General features: G+C 44.8%; 12 protein-coding genes, 2 tRNA genes and 1 riboswitch. Of the genes, 6 read left to right on the top strand and 8 right to left on the bottom strand.

All coding sequences use genetic code 11. The features are described 5' to 3' along the window. Positions 1-62: 62 nt before the first annotated feature. From C1N53_RS15750 to mutS, 6 genes are all read right to left on the bottom strand, one after another. On the bottom strand, positions 63-506 hold the full coding sequence (locus tag C1N53_RS15750; protein ID WP_137760224.1) for a hypothetical protein: 444 nt from the start codon (positions 504-506) through the stop codon (positions 63-65). A gap of 174 nt (positions 507-680) precedes the next feature. After that, a complete protein-coding gene (locus tag C1N53_RS15755) occupies positions 681-1,817 on the bottom strand; it encodes a hypothetical protein (RefSeq protein WP_137760225.1) in 1,137 nt (378 codons plus the stop codon). A gap of 6 nt (positions 1,818-1,823) precedes the next feature. Continuing rightward, the gene (locus C1N53_RS15760) at positions 1,824-3,236 is read right to left on the bottom strand and encodes an MBOAT family protein (RefSeq protein ID WP_137760226.1); all 1,413 of its coding nucleotides are present in this window, start codon (positions 3,234-3,236) and stop codon (positions 1,824-1,826) included. A gap of 399 nt (positions 3,237-3,635) precedes the next feature. Continuing rightward, positions 3,636-3,719 (bottom strand) — tRNA-Leu (locus C1N53_RS15765). Between the two features lie 79 nt (positions 3,720-3,798). After that, positions 3,799-3,871: transfer RNA gene (locus C1N53_RS15770), tRNA-Gly, on the bottom strand. Between the two features lie 260 nt (positions 3,872-4,131). Next, complete coding sequence (mutS, locus tag C1N53_RS15775; RefSeq protein ID WP_137760227.1) at positions 4,132-6,759, bottom strand: DNA mismatch repair protein MutS; 2,628 nt, start codon at positions 6,757-6,759, stop codon at positions 4,132-4,134. Positions 6,760-7,058: 299 nt separating this feature from the next. Between mutS and C1N53_RS15780 the strand changes: the two genes are divergently transcribed. The 3 genes from C1N53_RS15780 (at position 7,059) to C1N53_RS15790 (ending at position 11,004) form a co-directional block, all read left to right on the top strand. Continuing rightward, the gene (locus C1N53_RS15780; protein ID WP_137760228.1) at positions 7,059-7,592 is read left to right on the top strand and encodes an RNA methyltransferase; all 534 of its coding nucleotides are present in this window, start codon (positions 7,059-7,061) and stop codon (positions 7,590-7,592) included. 399 nt (positions 7,593-7,991) lie between these two features. After that, positions 7,992-10,433 carry a TonB-dependent receptor domain-containing protein gene (locus tag C1N53_RS15785; RefSeq protein ID WP_137760229.1) on the top strand — a complete coding sequence of 814 codons (2,442 nt, stop codon included), beginning with the start codon at positions 7,992-7,994 and terminating at the stop codon, positions 10,431-10,433. Positions 10,434-10,605: 172 nt separating this feature from the next. Further along, on the top strand, positions 10,606-11,004 hold the full coding sequence (locus C1N53_RS15790; protein ID WP_137760230.1) for a Dabb family protein: 399 nt from the start codon (positions 10,606-10,608) through the stop codon (positions 11,002-11,004). A 162-nt stretch (positions 11,005-11,166) separates the two neighbouring features. On the opposite strand, the gene C1N53_RS15795 is transcribed toward C1N53_RS15790, so the two are convergent. After that, positions 11,167-13,548 carry a ribonucleoside-diphosphate reductase subunit alpha gene (locus C1N53_RS15795; RefSeq protein WP_137760231.1) on the bottom strand — a complete coding sequence of 794 codons (2,382 nt, stop codon included), beginning with the start codon at positions 13,546-13,548 and terminating at the stop codon, positions 11,167-11,169. Positions 13,549-13,897: 349 nt separating this feature from the next. After that, on the bottom strand, positions 13,898-14,857 hold the full coding sequence (locus C1N53_RS15800; protein WP_137760232.1) for a ribonucleoside-diphosphate reductase small subunit: 960 nt from the start codon (positions 14,855-14,857) through the stop codon (positions 13,898-13,900). Between the two features lie 627 nt (positions 14,858-15,484). Here C1N53_RS15800 and rplU point away from each other — a divergent pair. From rplU to metH, 3 genes are all read left to right on the top strand, one after another. After that, positions 15,485-15,796 carry a 50S ribosomal protein L21 gene (gene rplU, locus C1N53_RS15805; protein ID WP_137760233.1) on the top strand — a complete coding sequence of 104 codons (312 nt, stop codon included), beginning with the start codon at positions 15,485-15,487 and terminating at the stop codon, positions 15,794-15,796. Between the two features lie 67 nt (positions 15,797-15,863). After that, positions 15,864-16,133 (top strand): 50S ribosomal protein L27, encoded by a 270-nt coding sequence (rpmA, locus tag C1N53_RS15810; protein ID WP_137760234.1) that lies wholly within the window; start codon positions 15,864-15,866, stop codon positions 16,131-16,133. Positions 16,134-16,354: 221 nt separating this feature from the next. Continuing rightward, positions 16,355-16,462, top strand: a riboswitch (SAM riboswitch). Between the two features lie 74 nt (positions 16,463-16,536). Further along, positions 16,537-20,235, top strand: coding sequence for a methionine synthase (gene metH / locus C1N53_RS15815; protein WP_137760235.1), 3,699 nt, complete (start codon positions 16,537-16,539; stop codon positions 20,233-20,235). The last annotated feature ends 71 nt before the right edge of the window (positions 20,236-20,306 follow it).

Genomic DNA, 20,306 nt, shown 5'->3' on the forward strand with positions numbered 1-20,306 from the left:
GCTCTCGCAAAAATGGTTGATGGGATTAGCTTGCTATATCAATCGGAAGAATGGCATTGCGTTCAATCTATACGCCCCATAACTACCTTATAGTCATATTGGCATGCTTTCAGCCAAACCAGTGCATCTTCTCTGGATGAGAAGACCTTGTATTGCAGTTCTTGCCCGATCTTACTAATACGCATTACTTCTCCAGCTTCTTCACCAAAAGAATCGGGCATAGCCACATGCGCTAAAAAACGGACTCCTGCTTGCATTGCTTTGGGAAGCCACTCGTGCTCCAGCCACTTCACAGATTCACTCCAGGGGCCGCTCAACTGGGTATTATCGTTTAGCTTGAAAGGGCAATGTGTAGCCTCCAGCACCTCAAGTCCTATTTCGCAGGCTTTCTTTAAATCCGATGCCGATGCATAGCCATACCACAGCGTATCAATGATATCCAGATCTTCTCTATATTCTACTGTGTAGAATTTCCTGTTGAAAGTATTTTGAAGCTCTTTACGCATGCAGTATAAGGCGAATATATAATAATATGCATGAAGGTATAGATTAACAGGGACAAAAGGAAATACTGTTTGACAACAAGAAGACAGAAACAAACATTTTATTCTGCTACAACCTTAAAATTTGGCAGATGTTCTAATCTAAAGTTATTTAAACAAAAAATTTCTTCATCTGTATTATAAAAATGCCTCTAAGTTTCGCTCAACTACAAGGTGTACTACTATGTCTGGCTTCTCCTGTTCAATAATTTCTTTGTTAAAAGAATAATCCCAGATTAAAATAGTTTCACCAAAACTCTCCGCTAAGTACTTCCTCATCGAAATACAGAAAGAATCTCTAAAGATTAACACCTTCAGGTTATTTACACTGCTTTTGTATCGCTCCTCATATTCAGAAGACATATTGAAATATGGCGGAACAGGGAGAACAGAGGGTTGCTTACTAGCAGTGCTATTCTTGATCTTTAACACAGGGAAACTTTCCTGACTGCTGATATTTAACATTTTAGCTAAATCTCCTCCATCCCAACTCTCCTTGTAGAGTTCAAAATCACTGATGTTGAGACTCAATACTTGAGCATGATGCTCCTTTATCTTGTCAGCTAAAATTTTATATCCCCAAAAAGCACCAAGGTCGTTCCAATGTGAGTCCGTTTTAAAAAATAGTGGATCATTGGAGGATTTTTTATGTGCTATAGACAAATCTAAAAAATTAACCTGCCTATCGCTGAGCTTAATCTTTATTTGATCTAAAGGGGTTTTGTTATAGGTCTTTTGAAAAGGTAAATATTCTGAATAAATACTGTGTTTATTTGGAGCAATTGCTACATAATAATCTATATTCTTTTTTCTTAGCCACTCTTTATTACTTAGAATATTAGCCTCTATAGTGGCTAACTCCTCATCAGAAAAGTTGGCTATTCCTAGCGACTCTAGAAGAACGTTTGAATGTTCGTTACTTAAAAAAAACCATCCTTCGTTTCCTATAATTACTTTATCAGGAAGTGAATTCTTTATAAAAAGATTTGCCTGAATCTGGTTATATAAATCGAAAAGGATATCCTTAAATACAAAGTTATCCTGATAATATTTGTTGTATTCATCTTTGAACTTTTTTGTATCATGATATACTCCCTTTACCGCACTTATAAAACTTTTAGCATTTTTAGTTTCTTTTAAGTCAAATGCTGGCAAGGGAGCCAATTGCCTGTTTTCGGAAGCAGTACCCTTTATCTCAAAATCTAAAGTTTGAAATATCAAAGGCAGGCAAATGATGATCAGGAAAATAAGTGTTGTTATAAAACCTTTACTCATTATTTATTAGAATCTAAAATAAATAAATGGATTATAGGTATTAGCACCTAAATAAATAACAGACAGCATGAAGATCGTTAGCAAGAAGACAGGCTTAAGAAACGCAAAGCTTTGAATGGGAATTATCCTGCGAATGTAGCTTTGAACCGGAATTGAAAAAAGTATTGCCAGGATAGTAAAGAATATTGTGTTAAAATTTAGATGAAGATAGTTGAGGTAGTGAGTTAATGCAATATCACCGTCGCTAACACGAAACATTTTCTGAAGATAGGATAAAGCACTTTCAAGACTGTCTGCTCTAAAGAAAACCCACCCTACTACCACAACCAACAGAGTATACAGATGCTGAAATGGCTTCCATAGCAGTTTTAGCTTTTCGCCAAACCAAATCCTCTCAATGATAATAAAGCTTCCATGAAATAGGCCCCATATAACAAAATTCCAACTGGCTCCGTGCCATAAGCCGGTTGTCAGGAAAACAATAAGCAGATTAAAATATACCCTATACCTGCTCACCCTATTACCGCCTAAAGGAATATATAAGTAGTCTCTAAACCATGTTGATAGAGAAATATGCCATCTTCTCCAAAATTCCTGAATGCTGGAGGAAATGTAGGGATAGTTAAAATTCTCTAAAAAATCAAACCCAAACATTTTACCTAACCCTATAGCCATATCTGAGTAACCTGAAAAGTCATAGAATATTTGAAAAGAATAGGCTATAATTCCTACCCAGGCATGTATTGTGGAAAGATCTGATATTTCATGAGAGAAGGTGTTGTCTGCTATTAAGGCGAAGGTATTTGCAATAAGAACCTTTTTCGCTAAGCCTATAATGAACCGTTCAACCCCACTAGAAAAGTTACCAAATGAAATATCTTTATCATTTAACTGCCTGTTGATATCGGCATATCTTACAATTGGACCTGCCACGAGCTGAGGGAACATGGTAACATAAGTAGCAAAATCTATAAAATCATGACTAGCTTCTACATCTCTGCGATAAACATCTATAGTATAAGAAAGCGTCTGGAAGGTATAAAAGCTGATACCAATGGGCAATGCAATATGAGGCAAGTTATAAAAAAGGGTACTCTTAACGCCTACATGCATCAACAGTGAATTAAAGGTATCAAATGTAAAATTGAAGTATTTGAAAAACCATAAGAAAAGTAAACTAGTAATTATTGAAATAGCTAAGCCTGTTGCTCTCTTTCCTTTATCTATTAATAAACCACATAAAAAGTTTATTACGGTTGATGCTAACATTACCAGTACAATTTTGTCTTCTCCCCAAGTGTAAAAAAACAAACTAGCTAAAAAAAGAATCGCATTTTTTGCCTTGCCTGGTGATACATAATATATAGCTAGCACAATCGGCAAAAAAAGAAATAAGAATAAGGGATTACTAAAGACCATGCCCAGGTATTGTTGCTCAAGTTCAACTTGAAGCTATTATAGATTTTAAGAATTATATAAGCAGCTAATAGGCTTTACAAAGAGTGGCCAAAACACTTTTCAATTATAAATTAGCCGCAAGGTAGTACATTTTTAGTTGTATGATTTAGATTATGTTTACCTAAATTTTTACTTAATAGAGCTAGCAAATTTAGTGGAGCAGAAGATATACATTTTATCGTTGTGGTACGAGAGAAAAACCTAGTGCTTAACGATGGGTAGTAGAACCTGGCATATGCAAGAGAATAAAAAGTTCATTTCTTCCACAAGCTGGTTTTGGGAATCTATAAAGGTTTGAACTTTAATATGTATTAAGCATAAAAAAAGCCTCTCACGAACTATAAGAGGCTTTTTTGCTTGTACCAGGAGCGGGAATCGAACCCGCACGAGCTTGCGCTCACAAGATTTTAAGTCTTGCGTGTCTACCAGTTCCACCATCCCGGCGCCTATCGGAACGTTTTCCGAAGGGTAATTTGAAAAAACAAAGACGTTGTTCAGCACAACGTCTTTGCAGCAATCTCAGAGCGGGAGACGAGGTTCGAACTCGCGACCTCGACCTTGGCAAGGTCGCGCTCTACCAACTGAGCTACTCCCGCTTTTAGTCATTTCCTAAACCGTTGTTGTGATTTAGTGATGCAAAGATATAGACAAAATCTGAGATATCAATACCCTCTCCAAAAATTTTCTACTACTTTTTCTTTTCCTACTGATTTTCAGAGAGAAAATTTTCAAAAATTTTTAAAGAAGCTATATAGGGCCATACTTCAGCATGGTTTTCTATTGCTGCCTAAGCGATCAAAAGCCTATTTACAGCACAATCTTCTGCACAAAAGTATAAAAGCAAAAGAGGCGCCTGTTAAAGCGCCTCCTGTTTCTTGTCTTTCAGCATCAATTTCAGCTCGTTTAGTTTTAAAAGAGCCTCTACAGGCGTTAAGGTATTTATATCTAAAGTTTCCAGCATGTCCTTTGCCCGCTGCATCTGCGGATCAGCAGGCTCAAACATACTCAGCTGGAAATTATTCTTTGGAGCAGATTTCATTTTTTGCTGTGGCGCCTGCTCACTTACCTTTTCCTTCTCCAGGTGATGCATAATTTCATCTGCACGCAGCACTACGCTAGTAGGCATACCCGCCATTTGTGCCACATGTATACCAAAGCTGTGCTCACTCCCCCCCTCAACCAGCTTGCGCATAAACAGGATTTTCCCTCCTGCTTCTTTCACCGACACATTGTAGTTTCTCACGCGTGGCAAGTCTTCGGCAAGTTGGTTCAGCTCGTGGTAGTGGGTGGCAAATAAAGTTTTGGCCCTGCACTTCGGGTGGTTGTGCAGGTGCTCTACAATGGCCCAGGCAATTGAAATGCCATCGTAGGTACTGGTACCACGGCCGATTTCGTCCATCAGCACCAGGCTCCTGTCAGAAAGGTTGTTCAGAATACTGGCTGTTTCTGTCATCTCCACCATAAATGTAGATTCGCCTTTTGAAAGATTATCCGAAGCGCCAACCCTGGTAAAAATTTTATCGATGATGCCGATACTGGCAGCCTCAGCAGGTACAAAGCAGCCAATCTGGGCCATCAGTACAATCAGAGCCGTCTGCCGAAGCAAGGCACTTTTACCCGCCATGTTCGGCCCCGTAATAATGATGATCTGCTGCTCTTCATTATCTAAAAAGATATTGTTCGGCACATAACTTTCTCCGAGCGGCAGTTGCTTCTCAATAACCGGATGGCGGCCCTTTTTAATGTCCAGCACCCGTGCATCGCTTACCTCCGGCTTCACATAATTATTAGCTGTAGCAATGGTGGCAAAAGAGCTGAGGCAATCGATAATACCCACCACTTTCGCATTTTGCTGCACCTGCACTACATAATCTAAGGCATGTACTACCAGCTCATTAAAAAGACTTAGCTCAATAGCATAAATGCGATCTTCTGCATTCAGGATCTTTTCCTCATATGTTTTGAGCTCTTCTGTAATATAGCGTTCGGCATTCACCAGCGTTTGCTTGCGAATCCAGGAAGCAGGCACTTTGTCTTTATGCGCATGCGTTACCTCCAGGTAATACCCAAATACTTTGTTGTAAGCAATTTTCAGGGAGCTGATTCCTGTATTTTGAGACTCGCGCTGCTGCAATTGCGCCAGGTAATCTTTACCGGAGAAAGCAATTTTGCGCAATTCATCCAGCTCCTCATGCACCCCATCGTTAATCATGTTGCCCTGGTTGGTCAGCAGCGGGGCCTCCGGTTTCAGTATATTCTTAATCTCTTCGCGTAAGCCATCGCAGGAAGCCAGCTGATCTGACAGCTTCTGTAGCGCTGGTATACCGCTAGCTGTTAAAACGGCTTTGATAGGCTGGATAGCATCCAATGCTTTGGCCAGTTGTATCAACTCTCTTGGATTTACCCGGCGCACTGCCACTTTCGATATCAGGCGCTCCAGGTCGTTGATCTGCTTTAGGTGCTGTGTAATCTCATTAAGGAGCTCCTGATGTTGTGTAAGAGCTTCTACTGTGTTTAAACGACGCCGGATCTGGGCCACATCTTTGAGCGGCAACACTACCCATTTTTTTAACAGGCGTGCCCCCATAGGTGTAATGGTTTGGTCCAGTACGTTGATTAGCGGCACTCCCTCCTGGTGCTGTGGGTAAAGCAACTCTAAATTACGCACCGTAAAACGGTCGAGCCAAACATACTTATCTTCCTCCAGCCGCGCAATATTGGCTATATGGCTGATTTCGGTATGGTGAGTTTCCGAAAGATAATGCAGAATGGCTCCGGCAGAGATGATACTTTCCTTCATATCCTCTATCCCAAAGCCTTTTAAAGAGGTGGTACCAAAGTGGCGGGTGAGCGATTCGTAGGCAAAGTCGAGGCTAAAAACCCATTCTTCCAAAGCATAGTAGCGATAGTCGAGGCCGTAGTATTGAAAAAAGTTTTCCTTCTCACGCTTGCAAAACAACACCTCCGCAGGCGCCAGACTTTGCAGCAGCTTACCGATATAGTTACGATCTCCTTGGGCGGTTATAAACTCACCTGTCGATACATCGAGGAAAGAAATTCCTGCCTCCTGCTTCCCAAAATGCACGGCAGCCAGGTAATTATTGCTTCGCCTCTCCAGCACCTGGTCGTTAAAGGAAACTCCGGGCGTTACCAGCTCTGTTACCCCACGCTTTACAATGCCTTTAACAGATTTGGGGTCCTCGAGTTGGTCGCAGATGGCTACACGCTCTCCTGCCCTTACTAACTTAGGCAAATACGTATCTAAAGAGTGATGCGGAAAGCCTGCCAGCGCTGTTTCTGAGGCAGAACCATTGCCACGCTTTGTCAGTACAATGTCTAATATCTTACTGGCCTTGATGGCATCCTCGCCAAAGGTTTCGTAAAAATCCCCTACCCTGAAAAGCAGCAATGCCCCCGGATGCTTCGCCTTGATGGCGTTGTACTGCTTCATAAGTGGGGTTACTGTGCCTGATTCTCCTTTCATACTATCTGCGTAATTATGAATTCTGAATTATTAATTATGAATGGATTTTCACCATTTTGCCACCTTCTCCGCTATTTGTCATTCTTATGCTTGCTAATTGCTTTTGTTAGCTGATATAAATCCACTGCCTGCTCTATACTATCAACCTGCACATCAGAAAGAGTTAAACAAACAGCACGCAACAATAAGTTTGATTTCTGACTTATCTGCCTGACCTTTGTGCGCCGGTAAAGCTATATTTTTTTATGGGCGGATAAAAGATCCTGTGTCTTGCTTCCTGTGTCTTTAATCTTTTTAAAATGCGTAAACTTTCGATGGACGAACTCAACCGCGATTCGGTTGAAGATTTCAAAAATAAGAAAAAAATACCGTTAGTCTTGGTACTGGACAACGTGCGTAGCCTGAATAATGTAGGTTCGGTATTCCGCACCGCCGATGCCTTTATGGTAGAAAAGGTTTATCTCTGCGGCATTACCGGCACCCCTCCGCACCGCGACATTGAAAAAACGGCTTTAGGTGCCACAGAATCGGTTGAGTGGGAGCATGTACCGGATACTCTGGAGCTCGTGAAGAGGCTGAAAGAGCAGGGGTATACCATTGCCTCTGTTGAACAGGCAGAAAACAGTGTTATGCTTAACGACCTGAAGCCGGAACCAGGCAAACCGCATGCCTTTGTATTGGGCAACGAGGTATTTGGCGTAGAGCAGGAGGTTATTAATGCTTCTGACTTTGTACTGGAGATCCCACAGTTTGGCACCAAGCATTCTCTTAACATATCGGTAGCTACAGGGGTAGTGGTATGGGATTTCCTGAGCAAAAGCCTACAGGCATAACAAGACTTCACTTTGTTAAATTAAAAATCCGGAAATTAGTTTTAGAAGGTAGTGTAGCTCCATTTATAGCCATCATTCCGGCAACGGCAGGTCGGCCGCTTTTAAAGTTTTATATTTTGCGCTCTCTGGCTCTCCATTTAATATCTAAATAAAAGCTCCCACGTTAAACCTTTTAGGGATTTACTGGTCAAAACTACACAGGCCTCTTCACCTGCAGGAAATCCCGGTGAGCACAGGCCTTCTCACAAACAGCACACGCTGCTGCATCTTTTTATTGCTATACGGGTGTGTGCTGCGGAAAGCGTGGCCTGCGCAGTAGCTTCAGCTTACCATAGCGCCTCCAACTGCCTTGCCCTTTACTGAATAAAAGCAACAACTAGTATAGCACACACTTTTACTATGAAAATTAAATTCAAAACGTTTTTTCACATTACCTCTTTTTTTCTTCTGCTACCGCTTGCCCTGTTTGCCCAGCAACCTGCCGGCAACGGTACTGTAACCGGCACTTTGCAGGATGGCGAATCAGCGGCCCCTGTTGGCTTTGCCAATGTAGTATTGCTTTCAGCCCGCGACTCCAGCTTAGTAACTGGTGCAACTTCTAAAGAAAACGGACAATTTACCTTGCAACGGGTACCGGTGGGGCAGTATATTTTAAGGGCCTCTATGGTAGGTTTCCCAACGCGCTTTGTTCCGGGCATTGTTGTTACTGCTGAAAACTTACAGGTGGCGCTGGGCTCTATCGTGCTTCGGGGAGCGAACACCAGGTTAAACGAGGTAGTGGTAACGGCGGAGCGACAACTGGTAGAGTTTGACCTCGACAAAAAAGTGGTAAATGTACAGCAGGACATAGCGGCTCAAAGTGGCAGTATAGCCGAAGTGCTGCAAAATGTACCTTCTGTTACGGTTGATACCGAGGGCAATGTAAGTATGCGCGGAAGTTCTAACGTTACTGTTCTAGTGGATGGCAAAAGAACGGCTCTTGCGGAAGTAGGCCTCGACCAGATTCCGGCCAGCATGATCGAAAGTGTAGAGCTTATCACAAACCCTTCTTCTAAATATGATCCGGAAGGCACATCAGGCATCATCAATATTATTCTGAAAAAAGACCGGGCTCCGGGCTTTAACGGTGTGGCCTCTGTAAACGCAGGCACCTACGAGAACTATAATACTTCCCTTAACCTGAACTACCACTACAACAAATGGGACTTTAACGCTGGCTACGACTTCAGGAGAAGAAGCCGCCTGGGTAACAGTAACTCTTTCCGGACCAATTACCCTGGCACCGACCGCACCTCCTACCTGGACCAATCTTCAACCCGAAATGGAAAAGACATCTCGCACAATGTCCGGTTTGGGGCGGAATATGCTATCAATGCCCACAATTCTGTTTCTGCCTCTGCCCTTTACCGCACCGGCGACGAAGAAAACCTGAACGGCATCACCTACAGAGCACTTAACAGTGGTCAGCAGCTTGACAGCCTAACCACACGCCATACCTTTGGCACAGAAGTAGACCACGTGTTTGAGTATAACCTCGGCTACCGTCGCACCTTCGAACGGAAAGGACAGGAATGGACAGCCGATGTTACCTATTTTACGCGCCACGAAGATGAGATAGACGACTTTACCCAACAAACCACTATACGCGATGGGCTGCCAATCGACCTGGACCCAACGCTGCAGAACACAACCGCTATTAATGGCCGTAGCCGCCTGCTCCTACAGACAGACTATGTGCACCCGATAAACGAAAACAGCCGCCTGGAGGCTGGTTACCGGAGCAGCTTCCAGCGCATCGACAACGATAACATGTTCTATAACATTAATCCGGAAACCAGGGCACCTCAACTCAACCTGAATGCCTCCAATCATTTTGTGTACGACGAGCACATTCATGCTGCTTATGCCAACTACAGCAATAAAATCAGCAGCCTTAGCTTTCAGGTAGGTGTACGAGCCGAGCAAACCAATACCGTTTCCGACCAGCGTACCCAAATGCAGCGGGTTCCTAACAGCTATTTCAGCCTCTTTCCCAGCTTGTTCCTGACACAGGAGTTTAACCCGGAGAACATGGTGCAGTTTAGCTACAGCCGGCGCATCAACCGGCCTAATGCCTGGAACCTGAATCCTTTTATCGACTATACCGATCCTTCTAACATACGCTCTGGCAATCCGCTGTTGCGGCCAGAGTACATCAACTCCCTTGAGCTGGGCTATTTGCGTTACTGGGATAATTCGTCGTTTAATACGTCTTTATTCTACCGACGCACCAACGACCAGGTACAGCGCTTCCGTACCTTTGAGGAGGGTGTTACCTACACCACCTTTATCAACCTTGCCAGCAGTTCGTCTTACGGTATAGAACTGATTGGCACGCACAACCCTTACAAGTGGTGGCGCTTAAATGGCAGTGTTTCAGGTTTTAGAGTAGAGTTGAACGATGCGCAAGGAGATACAGAGGTTAGCAACAGCCAATTAAGCTGGAACGCAAAGCTTAATTCTACCTTAACTGTATGGAGCGATCTGGCTATACAGGTTTCGGCTAATTACCGTTCGCCCATGGCTGACATACAGGGGCGCATGGAGCAGATGTACAGTGCAGACTTAGGACTGAAAAAGGATGTACTGCAGAAGAAAGGCACTGTCTCGCTTCGTGTAACCGATGTTTTTAACACCCGGCAGTTTAACTTCAGCAGCTATGGCCCTGGCTTTGAGTTTACCAGCCACAATAACCGCCAGACACGCTTCGTATTTCTCGGTTTTACCTACCGCCTGAACACCGATGAAAAGAACAATAGAGAAGAACGTGAGCAAGGCGGTGACGGAGGCGATGATTTTTAACTATAATAGCATGTTAGTGCAGCTATTTTACTGCGTAGGCACTTAAAAGGAAATCCATCCGTATACTTACAGAATTTTGTGTGGCTCTTGGGTTTGGTTTAAGCAAAATAGATAATCCTTATAGGCCGAAGATTATTTAGTAGTTGTTGTTATACTTTAGTAACTTACTATCATGAAGAAAATACTAGCCTCGGGAGCCTTTGCCCTTATGCTTTGCTGCTCGCTATTGTTCTCCGCCTGCCAACCCTCTAACACAGACCATATGCGCCACATCGTTGTTTTCAAGTATAAGCCTGATGCCACTGCAACACAGATAGCTGAGGTAACTCAGGCTTTCGGTGAGCTAAAAGACAAAATCCCGGGCATTGTAGCTTTCGAGCACGGCATCAACAACAGTCCTGAAAATAAGAACCTCGGTTTTACCCACGTATACATGCTCACTTTCGAAGATGCTGCTTCCCGGGATGCTTACCTCCCGCACCCAGAGCACCAGAAGTTCGGCGAACTATTGGGCCGCTTAGGTGTACTGGAAGATGCTTTTGTAGTAGATTATATGCCGGAGATGGAGTAAGGCAAGGCAGTAGCGCTAAATATAAGGCCGTTACTATAGTAATTGTCTATTTGCTTGCTTCTGGTTTTTTATTATGCCTTTGCCATAAACAACAGCGGAAGAAACAAAAAAGGGAGGACCTAAGCCCTCCCTTTCTCTAAACTAATATTTATTAGAACCGCCTTACGATCCGCAAGCTTCGCAAGCGTCCGGGTTATCCAGGCTACACGCCATGTCGCTGCGGTTTTGGTCCTGGTTGTTGTAGACAGGCTGTAGTGTTTCGGCAGCCTGTTTTTCTACGGTAAACTTGATGGCATCTACTGCTGCTTTGGTGCGCAGGTAGTACATGCCTGTTTTCAAGCCTTTCTTCCAGGCGTGGAAGTGCATGGATGTCAGTTTACCGAAATTCACATTCATCACATGCAGGTTCAGCGACTGGCTTTGGCAGATATAAGCACCACGGTCGGCACTCATATCGATAACTGTACGCTGGCTGATTTCCCACACTGTTTTATACAGATCTTTGATGTGCTGCGGGATATTCGGGATGTCCTGAACAGAGCCGTTGGCCGCAATGATCTGGTTCTTCATCTTATCGTTCCAGATCCCCAGGCCGATCAGGTCTTTCAGCAGGTGCTTGTTCACCACCATAAATTCACCTGAAAGCACACGGCGCACATAGATATTAGAAGTATAAGGCTCAAACGATTCGTTATTACCTAATATCTGGGCAGTAGAAGCTGTAGGCATAGGAGCAACTAAAAGTGAGTTACGCACGCCATACTTCACCACTTCCTGGCGCAGCTCTTCCCAATCCCAACGACCAGACTCAGGTGTAATATTCCACAGATCGAACTGGAACTTACCTTCTGATAATGGAGAACCTTTAAACGTTTCGTAAGCACCATCTTTCTTCGCCAGATCTTTAGAAGCTGTCATAGCCGCAAAGTAGATCGTCTCGAAGATATCTTTGTTCAAGCCTTTTGCTTCATCACTCTCAAACGGCATGCGTAGCGCAATAAAAGTATCGGCCAGGCCTTGCACACCTAATCCGATCGGACGGTGACGCATGTTAGAATTACGAGCCTCCGGAACAGGGTAATAGTTGATATCAATTACCTTGTTCAGGTTTTTAGTAACATGGTAAGTTACATCAAACAGCTTCTGGTGGTCGAATACTTTGGTACCATTCTCCTCTTTTACATAGCGAGGCAGCGCCAGCGATGCCAAGTTACACACTGCAACTTCGTCTTTGCTGGTATACTCCATAATTTCGGTGCAGAGGTTAGAGCTTTTAATGGTACCTAGGTTCTGCTGGTTGCTCTTGCGGTTAGCCGCATCTTTATACAGCATGTATGGCGTACCAGTCTCTATCTGCGACTCCAGTATATGGAACCACAGGTCCTGCGCTTTAATGGTTTTACGGGCACGGCCTTCACGCTCGTACTTCTCGTACAGGCGCTCAAAATCAGCTCCCCAGCAATCTCCCAGGCCAGGTGCTTCGTTCGGACAGAACAGGCTCCATTCCCCGTTTTCTTCTACACGCTTCATAAACAGGTCTGGCGTCCAAAGCGCATAGAATAAATCACGGGCACGGTTTTCTTCTTTCCCGTGGTTCTTCTTCAGATCCAGGAATTCGAAGATATCGGCATGCCACGGCTCCAGGTAAATAGCAAAAGCACCTTTACGCTTGCCTCCACCCTGGTCTACGTAGCGGGCAGTATCGTTAAACACTTTCAGCATTGGAATGATACCGTTGGAAGTACCGTTTGTACCTTTGATATAAGAACCGGTAGCACGCACGTTGTGTATGCTCAGGCCAATACCACCGGCACTTTGTGAAATCTGCGCACATTGCTTCAGCGTATCGTAAATGCCTGGTATACTATCATCCTGCATGCTCAGCAGGAAGCATGAAGAAAGCTGAGGTTTAGGTGTAGCCGCATTAAACAATGTTGGGGTGGCGTGTGTAAACCATTTCTCAGACATGAGATTATAAGTCTCGATGGCAGATTCGATGTCGTCCTTATGGATACCCACGGCCACGCGCATCAACATATGCTGTGGTCGCTCTACAATCTTGCCGTCGAGGCGAAGCAGGTAAGAGCGCTCTAATGTCTTATAGCCGAAGTAATCATAGTTATAGTCGCGGTCGTAAATGATAGTTGAATCGAGGGTGGCAGCATGCTTGCGGATTACCTCGTACACATCTTTTGCGATAAGCGATGCATTCTCTCCTGTTTTAGGATCCTGGTAGGTATACAGGCGCTTCATGGTATTTGAGAACGACTTGCTTGTTACCTTGTGCAGGTTGGAGATCGCTATACGGGCAGCCAGAACGGCATAGTCAGGGTGTTTGGTCGTAAGCGATGCCGCCGTTTCAGCAGCCAGGTTGTCCAACTCTACGGTGGTCACACCATCGTAAATACCATCTATTACTTTTTTAGCCACCTCTATAGGCGACACAAAATCCATATTCAGGCCATAGCACAGCTTTTCGATGCGTGCTGTAATCTTATCGAACTTAACCGATTCGCGCCTGCCATCTCGTTTTACAACTAACATAACGTATACATTTAGCGGGGTTCAAGGCCCCGGGTTATTAAATAGGTACAGGTATTAAAAAACCTCTGCCTGGGCAGAAGCTGACTCGGGAGTACTTTAAGTATCACTCGACAATACGCAATACAGGGCGTAAAGCGTTGTAATACTAAACTTTATAGGTAAAGCAAAATACTTTCATGTTTTCATGCGTGGGAATGAAACATCCCTGACCGGCAATCTATGCCACTATAGTTTCTGGCCGGCACGTGGTAAAAGCAACAGCTTTAGCACCGGCAGCTATTCAGATGGAGCGGTAAACAAGGCATCCGCTGCCTTGTCTACCGCTATAAATTCTTAAAATGGCGAAGGGCTAAAAGTCTTCGTCCAAGGAGAAAACGTTTTTGTCTTTATCAGACATTACACCGGCTTTCTGATAATCTCCCACGCGCTTCTCAAAGAAGTTGGTTTTACCTTGCAGGGAAATCATTTCCATGAAGTCGAACGGATTGGCAGAGTTGTAAATCTTCTGGCAGCCAAGTGCTACCAGCAGCCGGTCAGCCACAAACTCAATATACTGGCTCATTAACTTCGCGTTCATTCCAATCAGGTCAACAGGCAGTGCGTCTGTTACAAATTCCTGCTCAATACTTACCGCATCACGAATGATCTCCTGCACACGCTCCTCCGGCAACTTGTTTTGCAGCATACCATACAATAGGCAGGCAAAGTCGCAGTGTAAGCCTTCGTCACGGCTGATCAACTCATTAGAGAAAGTCAAGCCTGGCATCAGGCCACGTTTCTTCAGCCAGAAAATAGAGCAGAAAGAACCTGAGAAGAAAATACCTTCTACCGCCGCAAAAGCAATCAGCCGTTCTGCAAAGTTTTCGCTTTCAATCCAACGCAACGCCCACTCTCCTTTTCTGCCTACAGCCGGCACTGTTTCCAGCGCATTAAACAGGTGGTCTTTTTCAGACTGCTTTTTCACATAAGTGTCTATTAACAGAGAATAGGTTTCCGAATGTATATTCTCCATCATGATCTGGAAACCATAAAAGCAACGGGCTTCCGGTATCTGCACCTCGTTCATAAAGTTAACAGCCAGGTTTTCGTTCACAATACCATCAGAGGCAGCGAAGAAAGCAAGCACATGACTGATAAAATGACGCTCGCCGTCATTCAGGTTTTCCCAATCTTTCAGGTCCTGAGAAAGATCGATTTCTTCGGCTGTCCAGAAGCTGGCTTCAGCTTTCTTGTACATCTGCCACACCTCATCGTTTTGAATGGGGAACAAAACAAAGCGGTTAGGATTCTCTTTCAGTATTGGCTCCATAAGTACGTAAGCATTAATTGTTAAAGGATTAGAGCAAAAATTTGCTATAAAACTTCCTTATATAATTGCCCAAGCTGCACCTGTTTGGTGTGCTGCAAAATATTAGGAGTTCAAATATATGGAAATGAACTTGAAATCGAGACCTAAAGTTGTTCAATTTATACACAAATATTCAACATATTGATTTACTGATAATTATATCAAAATCAACAGCTTTATCAACATCTGTGGACAACTATATATTCGTATGAACATATCTAAATAAAATTATGTTTTTGCAAGTTAATATAGGCAATTTAATATTCTGACTGCCGACAAACATTTACAGGCAATAAAGCACGACATTAAGTACAATTTTAGACCTGCTCACCCAATACTTTTTCTATAGACTTTACAAACATGTGGATAAGGTGGAAAACAAAACAAGCACACAAACACTTGGCAAATAACTCATTAATCCACTTTTTAAAGGCTTAAAATTTTTACCCTATTGATTTCAACAAAGTTATCCACACCACACTGCTTTAAAGCCTGAGCCGACAGAAAGAATTAACGCACAATGATTTGCATTTTTGGAATTACCGCCGTACTTTTGCGGACTAAATCTAAAAATATACATTGAAGCTGATGTACGCAATTGTAGAAATCGCAGGTCAACAGACCAAGGTAGAGAGCGGCAAGTTCATCTACGCTAACAAGCTTTCCGGCAATGAAGGTGACGCCGTTGAGTTCGCCAATGTTCTTCTTACTGATGACAACGGTACTATTACTGTTGGTGCTCCTTTCGTGAGCGGTGTTAAGGTGGTAGGTAAAATCCTGACCAGCACTGTGAAAGGTGACAAAGTAATTGTTTTCAAAAAGAAGAGAAGAAAAGGATACCGTAAAAAGAATGGCCACCGCCAGCATTTTACAAAAATCCTGATCGAGAGCATTGGATAAGCAGTAGAAGAAATTAATCGTTTGAAACTTTCAGGTCTGGCAACAGCCTGCATTAAATAGTAAGAAAATGGCACACAAAAAAGGAGCTGGTAGTTCTAACAACGGTCGTGAGTCGCACTCTAAACGACTGGGTGTTAAGATTTATGGTGGCCAGGATATCATCGCTGGTAACATCATTGTAAGACAAAGAGGTACTGCGCATCACCCAGGTCAGAACGTGGGTATTGGCAAAGACCATACACTGTTCGCTTTAACTGACGGTGTTGTACAATTCAAAAAAGGAAAAAAGAACCGTTCTTTCGTTTCTGTAGTTCCTAAAGTACAGGCTGAGGCTTAGTATTAGAAATAAACTGCCACTGGCAGCGTAAGATCAAAAAGGGATGCACTTGCATCCCTTTTTCTTTTTCCGACGGCTAACCCGCTGTTGTCCCAGCAAACACCTCTGCCAGGGCATGCAAACGAACTGGTGGCTCCCGCGCCTACAGCTTATAAACAGGCTGCATAATAATTAAACATAACAAAATTTCATAAACTACTTATATCTTCTTAAATTGCAATCTCTTATCAAGAAAGACTGAGGGACAGGGCCCGATGATGTCTTAGCAACCATGAATAAAAGCTTGGTGCTAACTCCCTCCTGGTAACCATATCCAGGGAAGATAAGATTGATATCCCCTTCTGCACCTGGGTGTCCTTCTTGATAAGCGAAAGCCGAAGACGTAAGAGAAGAAGACACTAACATGACACATCCTATTTATAAACTGCTGAAAGAGCGTGTGCTTGTGCTGGATGGTGCCATGGGCACCATGATTCAGCGCTATCAACTGCAGGAGCAAGATTTCAGAGGCGACCGCTTTAAAGACCATCAGGGAGACTTAAAAGGCAACAATGACTTGTTATCGATCACCCGCCCTGATGTAATTAAACAGATACATTTAGATTACCTGGAGGCTGGTGCCGACATTATAGAAACCAACACCTTTAGCGGCACCACCATTGCGATGGCTGATTACCACCTGGAGCACATTGTATATGAGCTCAACTACGAATCGGCCCGAATAGCCCGTGAGGCAGCAGACCAGATTACAGCCAGAACGCCAAAGCAGCCACGCTTTGTGGCAGGTGCCATTGGGCCAACCAACCGCACAGCTTCTCTTTCACCGGATGTAAACAATCCCGGATACCGTGCCATCACCTTCGACCAACTGGTAGAGGCGTATTACGAGCAGGTGCGCGGCCTGGTAGATGGTGGCTCAGATCTGCTCCTGGTAGAAACAGTTTTCGACACCTTAAACTGTAAAGCTGCGCTATATGCCATACAGCAATTCGTAGACGATGGCGGTAAAAACCTGCCTATTATGATTTCCGGCACCATTACCGATGCCAGTGGCCGCACCCTCTCCGGGCAAACGGTAGAGGCTTTCTGGAACTCTGTTTCGCATGCGCCCATTATCAGCATTGGTTTCAACTGCGCCTTAGGTGCCCGCCAGCTCAAAACACACATTCAGGAACTGTCGCGTATTTCTGACAGGTACATTAGTGCATATCCCAATGCCGGTTTGCCGAATGCCTTCGGGGGGTACGACGAAACGGCCCAGCAAATGGGGGAGATCGTAGAAGAATACCTGAAGGAGGGGCTGGTAAACATATTGGGTGGCTGTTGCGGCACAACACCTATGCACGTAAAGGTAATTGCCGATCTGGCCAAAAAATACAAGCCCCGTAAACCCACAGACTTAGCTCCTCTTCCACGCTACAGCGGTTTAGAGCCACTTACTGTTACACCGGAAACGTTGTTCATTAATGTGGGCGAGCGGACCAACGTAACTGGTTCACGCAAATTTGCCCGCCTTATAGTAGAAGATAAGTACGAAGAGGCGCTGTCGGTAGCGCAGCAGCAGGTAGAGGGAGGTGCACAGATTATCGACGTGAACATGGATGAGGGGATGCTCGATTCAGAGCAGGCCATGACCAACTTCCTGAACCTGATCGCTTCCGAACCCGATATTGCCAAGCTCCCCATCATGATCGACTCTTCTAAATGGAGTGTGATTGAGGCAGGCTTGAAATGTGTGCAGGGCAAGTCTATCGTGAATTCCATCAGTTTAAAAGAAGGCGAAGAGAACTTTAAGAAGCTGGCCCGCAAAGTACGCCAGTATGGTGCGGCGGTGGTGGTGATGGCTTTTGATGAACAAGGCCAGGCCGATACCTTCGACAGAAGAATTGAAATCTGCGAACGCTCTTACCGCATTCTGGTAGAGGAGGTAGGTTTCCCGCCACAGGACATTATTTTCGACCCGAATATATTAGCTATCGCCACTGGTATAGAAGAGCATAATAACTATGCTGTAGACTATATCGAGACGGTAAAATGGATAAAAGCCAACCTGCCGCACGCCCTCATTAGCGGCGGGGTAAGCAATCTTTCTTTCTCGTTCCGAGGCAACGATGCTGTGCGCGAGGCGATGCACACTGTGTTCCTGTACTATGCCGTGCAGGCAGGCATGGACATGGGTATTGTGAATGCCGGTATGCTGGGTATTTACGAAGAGGTGCCGCTGGAACTACGCAAACTGATTGAGGATGTCATTTTTAACCGACGCCCAGACTCTACTGAACGTCTCGTAAACTACGCTGATACCATAAAAGGGAAAGGCAAAGGAGCAGCACAGGCTGATAATGCCTGGCGCGAGGCTCCGGTGGAAGAACGACTGAAGCATGCCTTGGTAAAAGGCATTGTAGAGTTTATCGACGAAGATACCGAAGAAGCCCGGCAACAGGCCTCTAAAACCCTGGATGTGATAGAGGGCCCTCTGATGGCTGGCATGCAGGTGGTAGGCGACTTGTTCGGCGCAGGTAAAATGTTTTTGCCACAGGTGGTAAAAAGTGCCCGTGTAATGAAAAAAGCCGTGGCTTACCTCATGCCTTTTATGGAAGCAGAGAAAGCGGGAACATCGTCGTCGGCTGGCAAAATTTTACTTGCTACTGTAAAGGGTGATGTGCACGACATCGGGAAAAACATTGTGGGTGTAGTACTGGCCTGTAACAACTATGAGATTATAGACCTGGGCGTGATGGTGCCGCTGGATAAGATTCTGGCAGAGGCAGAGGCACAACAGGTAGATGTGATTGGTTTAAGCGGACTGATTACACCTTCGCTGGATGAAATGGTGTATGTAGCGCAGGAAATGGAGCGCCGTGGCATGAAGGTACCGCTGCTCATTGGTGGAGCTACTACCTCGCGTGTACATACGGCCGTAAAAATTGCCCCGCAATACAATGGACCTGTCGTACACGTGCACGATGCCTCCCGAAGCGTAACGGTTGTGAGCAACCTGCTCGGCAGCAACAGCGCAAGCTATGTAGCTGAGATAAAGGCAGAATATGCCCAACTGCGCGAAGACCATTTAGGACGCGCCAAAGACCGTGCTTTTGCGTCTATAGAAGAGGCCCGTGCCAACAAGTATAAAGTAGACTGGGCGGCCACGCAGGTTACCAGGCCAAATTTTACCGGCACCAAAGTTTTCGAAAATTACCCGCTGTCTGAGATTGTGCCTTACATCGACTGGACGCCCTTTTTCCATACCTGGGAGCTGAAGCGGCAGTACCCTAAAATTCTGGATGATCCGGAATATGGCACGGAAGCACGGAAGCTGTTTGCCGATGCGCAGGAAATGCTGCAGCAGATCGTAGACGAGAAGCTATTGGAAGCACGCGCCGTAGTTGGCTTCTATCCGGCCAATGTGGAGGCAGACGATACCATAGAAGTATATACTGACGATTCACGTGAAAGCGTGCTGGCGGAGTTCCATACACTGCGCCAGCAGGGTAAGAAAGGCGATAAAGTGCCGAACCTGGCTTTCTCAGATTTTGTAGCGCCTAAAGAAACCGGCATTCCCGATTATATCGGAGGCTTTGCCGTATCGGCAGGCTTCGGCATCGAAAAGCTGATAGAGCAGTATGAAGCCGACCACGATGACTACCGCTCCATTATGGTAAAAGCCCTGGCCGACCGTTTGGCAGAAGCCTTTGCAGAACTGATGCACGCCAAAGTGCGCAGAGAACTGTGGGGCTATGCACCAGATGAACAGCTTCGCAACGAGGACCTGATAAAAGAGCAGTACCAAGGTATTCGTCCTGCGCCTGGTTATCCCGGCTGCCCCGATCATACCGAAAAAATTACGCTGTTTAACCTGCTAAAGGCTGAAGAGCAGACAGGCATTATCTTAACTGAAAACCTGGCCATGTACCCGGCCTCCTCGGTAAGTGGTCTGTACTTCTCTCACCCGGAGTCCCGCTACTTTGGCTTAGGAAAGATAGGCGAAGACCAGGTAGCCGATATTGCACAGCGCAAAGGCATGGCACAGTCGGACCTGGAACGTTGGTTATCGCCAAACCTTAACTATGAGCCAAAGCTGGTAGCACAGCAGGCAGTTTAATTTTTATATGTTAGATAATAGACGTTAGATTTTAGATTTCACTGATGTATGAACAACAGAATCGCTGACGA

The sequence above is a fragment of the Pontibacter sp. SGAir0037 genome, assembly GCF_005491705.1.
Lineage (GTDB): Bacteria > Bacteroidota > Bacteroidia > Cytophagales > Hymenobacteraceae > Pontibacter.

Excerpts from the sequence above, each read along its gene's own strand:
- C1N53_RS15750 (WP_137760224.1), bottom strand. The coding sequence starts at position 506 with ATGCGTAAAGAGCTTCAAAATACTTTCAACAGGAAATTCTACACAGTA.
- C1N53_RS15755 (WP_137760225.1), bottom strand. The coding sequence starts at position 1,817 with ATGAGTAAAGGTTTTATAACAACACTTATTTTCCTGATCATCATTTGC.
- C1N53_RS15760 (WP_137760226.1), bottom strand. The coding sequence starts at position 3,236 with ATGGTCTTTAGTAATCCCTTATTCTTATTTCTTTTTTTGCCGATTGTG.
- mutS (WP_137760227.1), bottom strand. The coding sequence starts at position 6,759 with ATGAAAGGAGAATCAGGCACAGTAACCCCACTTATGAAGCAGTACAAC.
- C1N53_RS15780 (WP_137760228.1), top strand. The coding sequence starts at position 7,059 with ATGCGTAAACTTTCGATGGACGAACTCAACCGCGATTCGGTTGAAGAT.
- C1N53_RS15785 (WP_137760229.1), top strand. The coding sequence starts at position 7,992 with ATGAAAATTAAATTCAAAACGTTTTTTCACATTACCTCTTTTTTTCTT.
- C1N53_RS15790 (WP_137760230.1), top strand. The coding sequence starts at position 10,606 with ATGAAGAAAATACTAGCCTCGGGAGCCTTTGCCCTTATGCTTTGCTGC.
- C1N53_RS15795 (WP_137760231.1), bottom strand. The coding sequence starts at position 13,548 with ATGTTAGTTGTAAAACGAGATGGCAGGCGCGAATCGGTTAAGTTCGAT.
- C1N53_RS15800 (WP_137760232.1), bottom strand. The coding sequence starts at position 14,857 with ATGGAGCCAATACTGAAAGAGAATCCTAACCGCTTTGTTTTGTTCCCC.
- rplU (WP_137760233.1), top strand. The coding sequence starts at position 15,485 with ATGTACGCAATTGTAGAAATCGCAGGTCAACAGACCAAGGTAGAGAGC.
- rpmA (WP_137760234.1), top strand. The coding sequence starts at position 15,864 with ATGGCACACAAAAAAGGAGCTGGTAGTTCTAACAACGGTCGTGAGTCG.
- metH (WP_137760235.1), top strand. The coding sequence starts at position 16,537 with ATGACACATCCTATTTATAAACTGCTGAAAGAGCGTGTGCTTGTGCTG.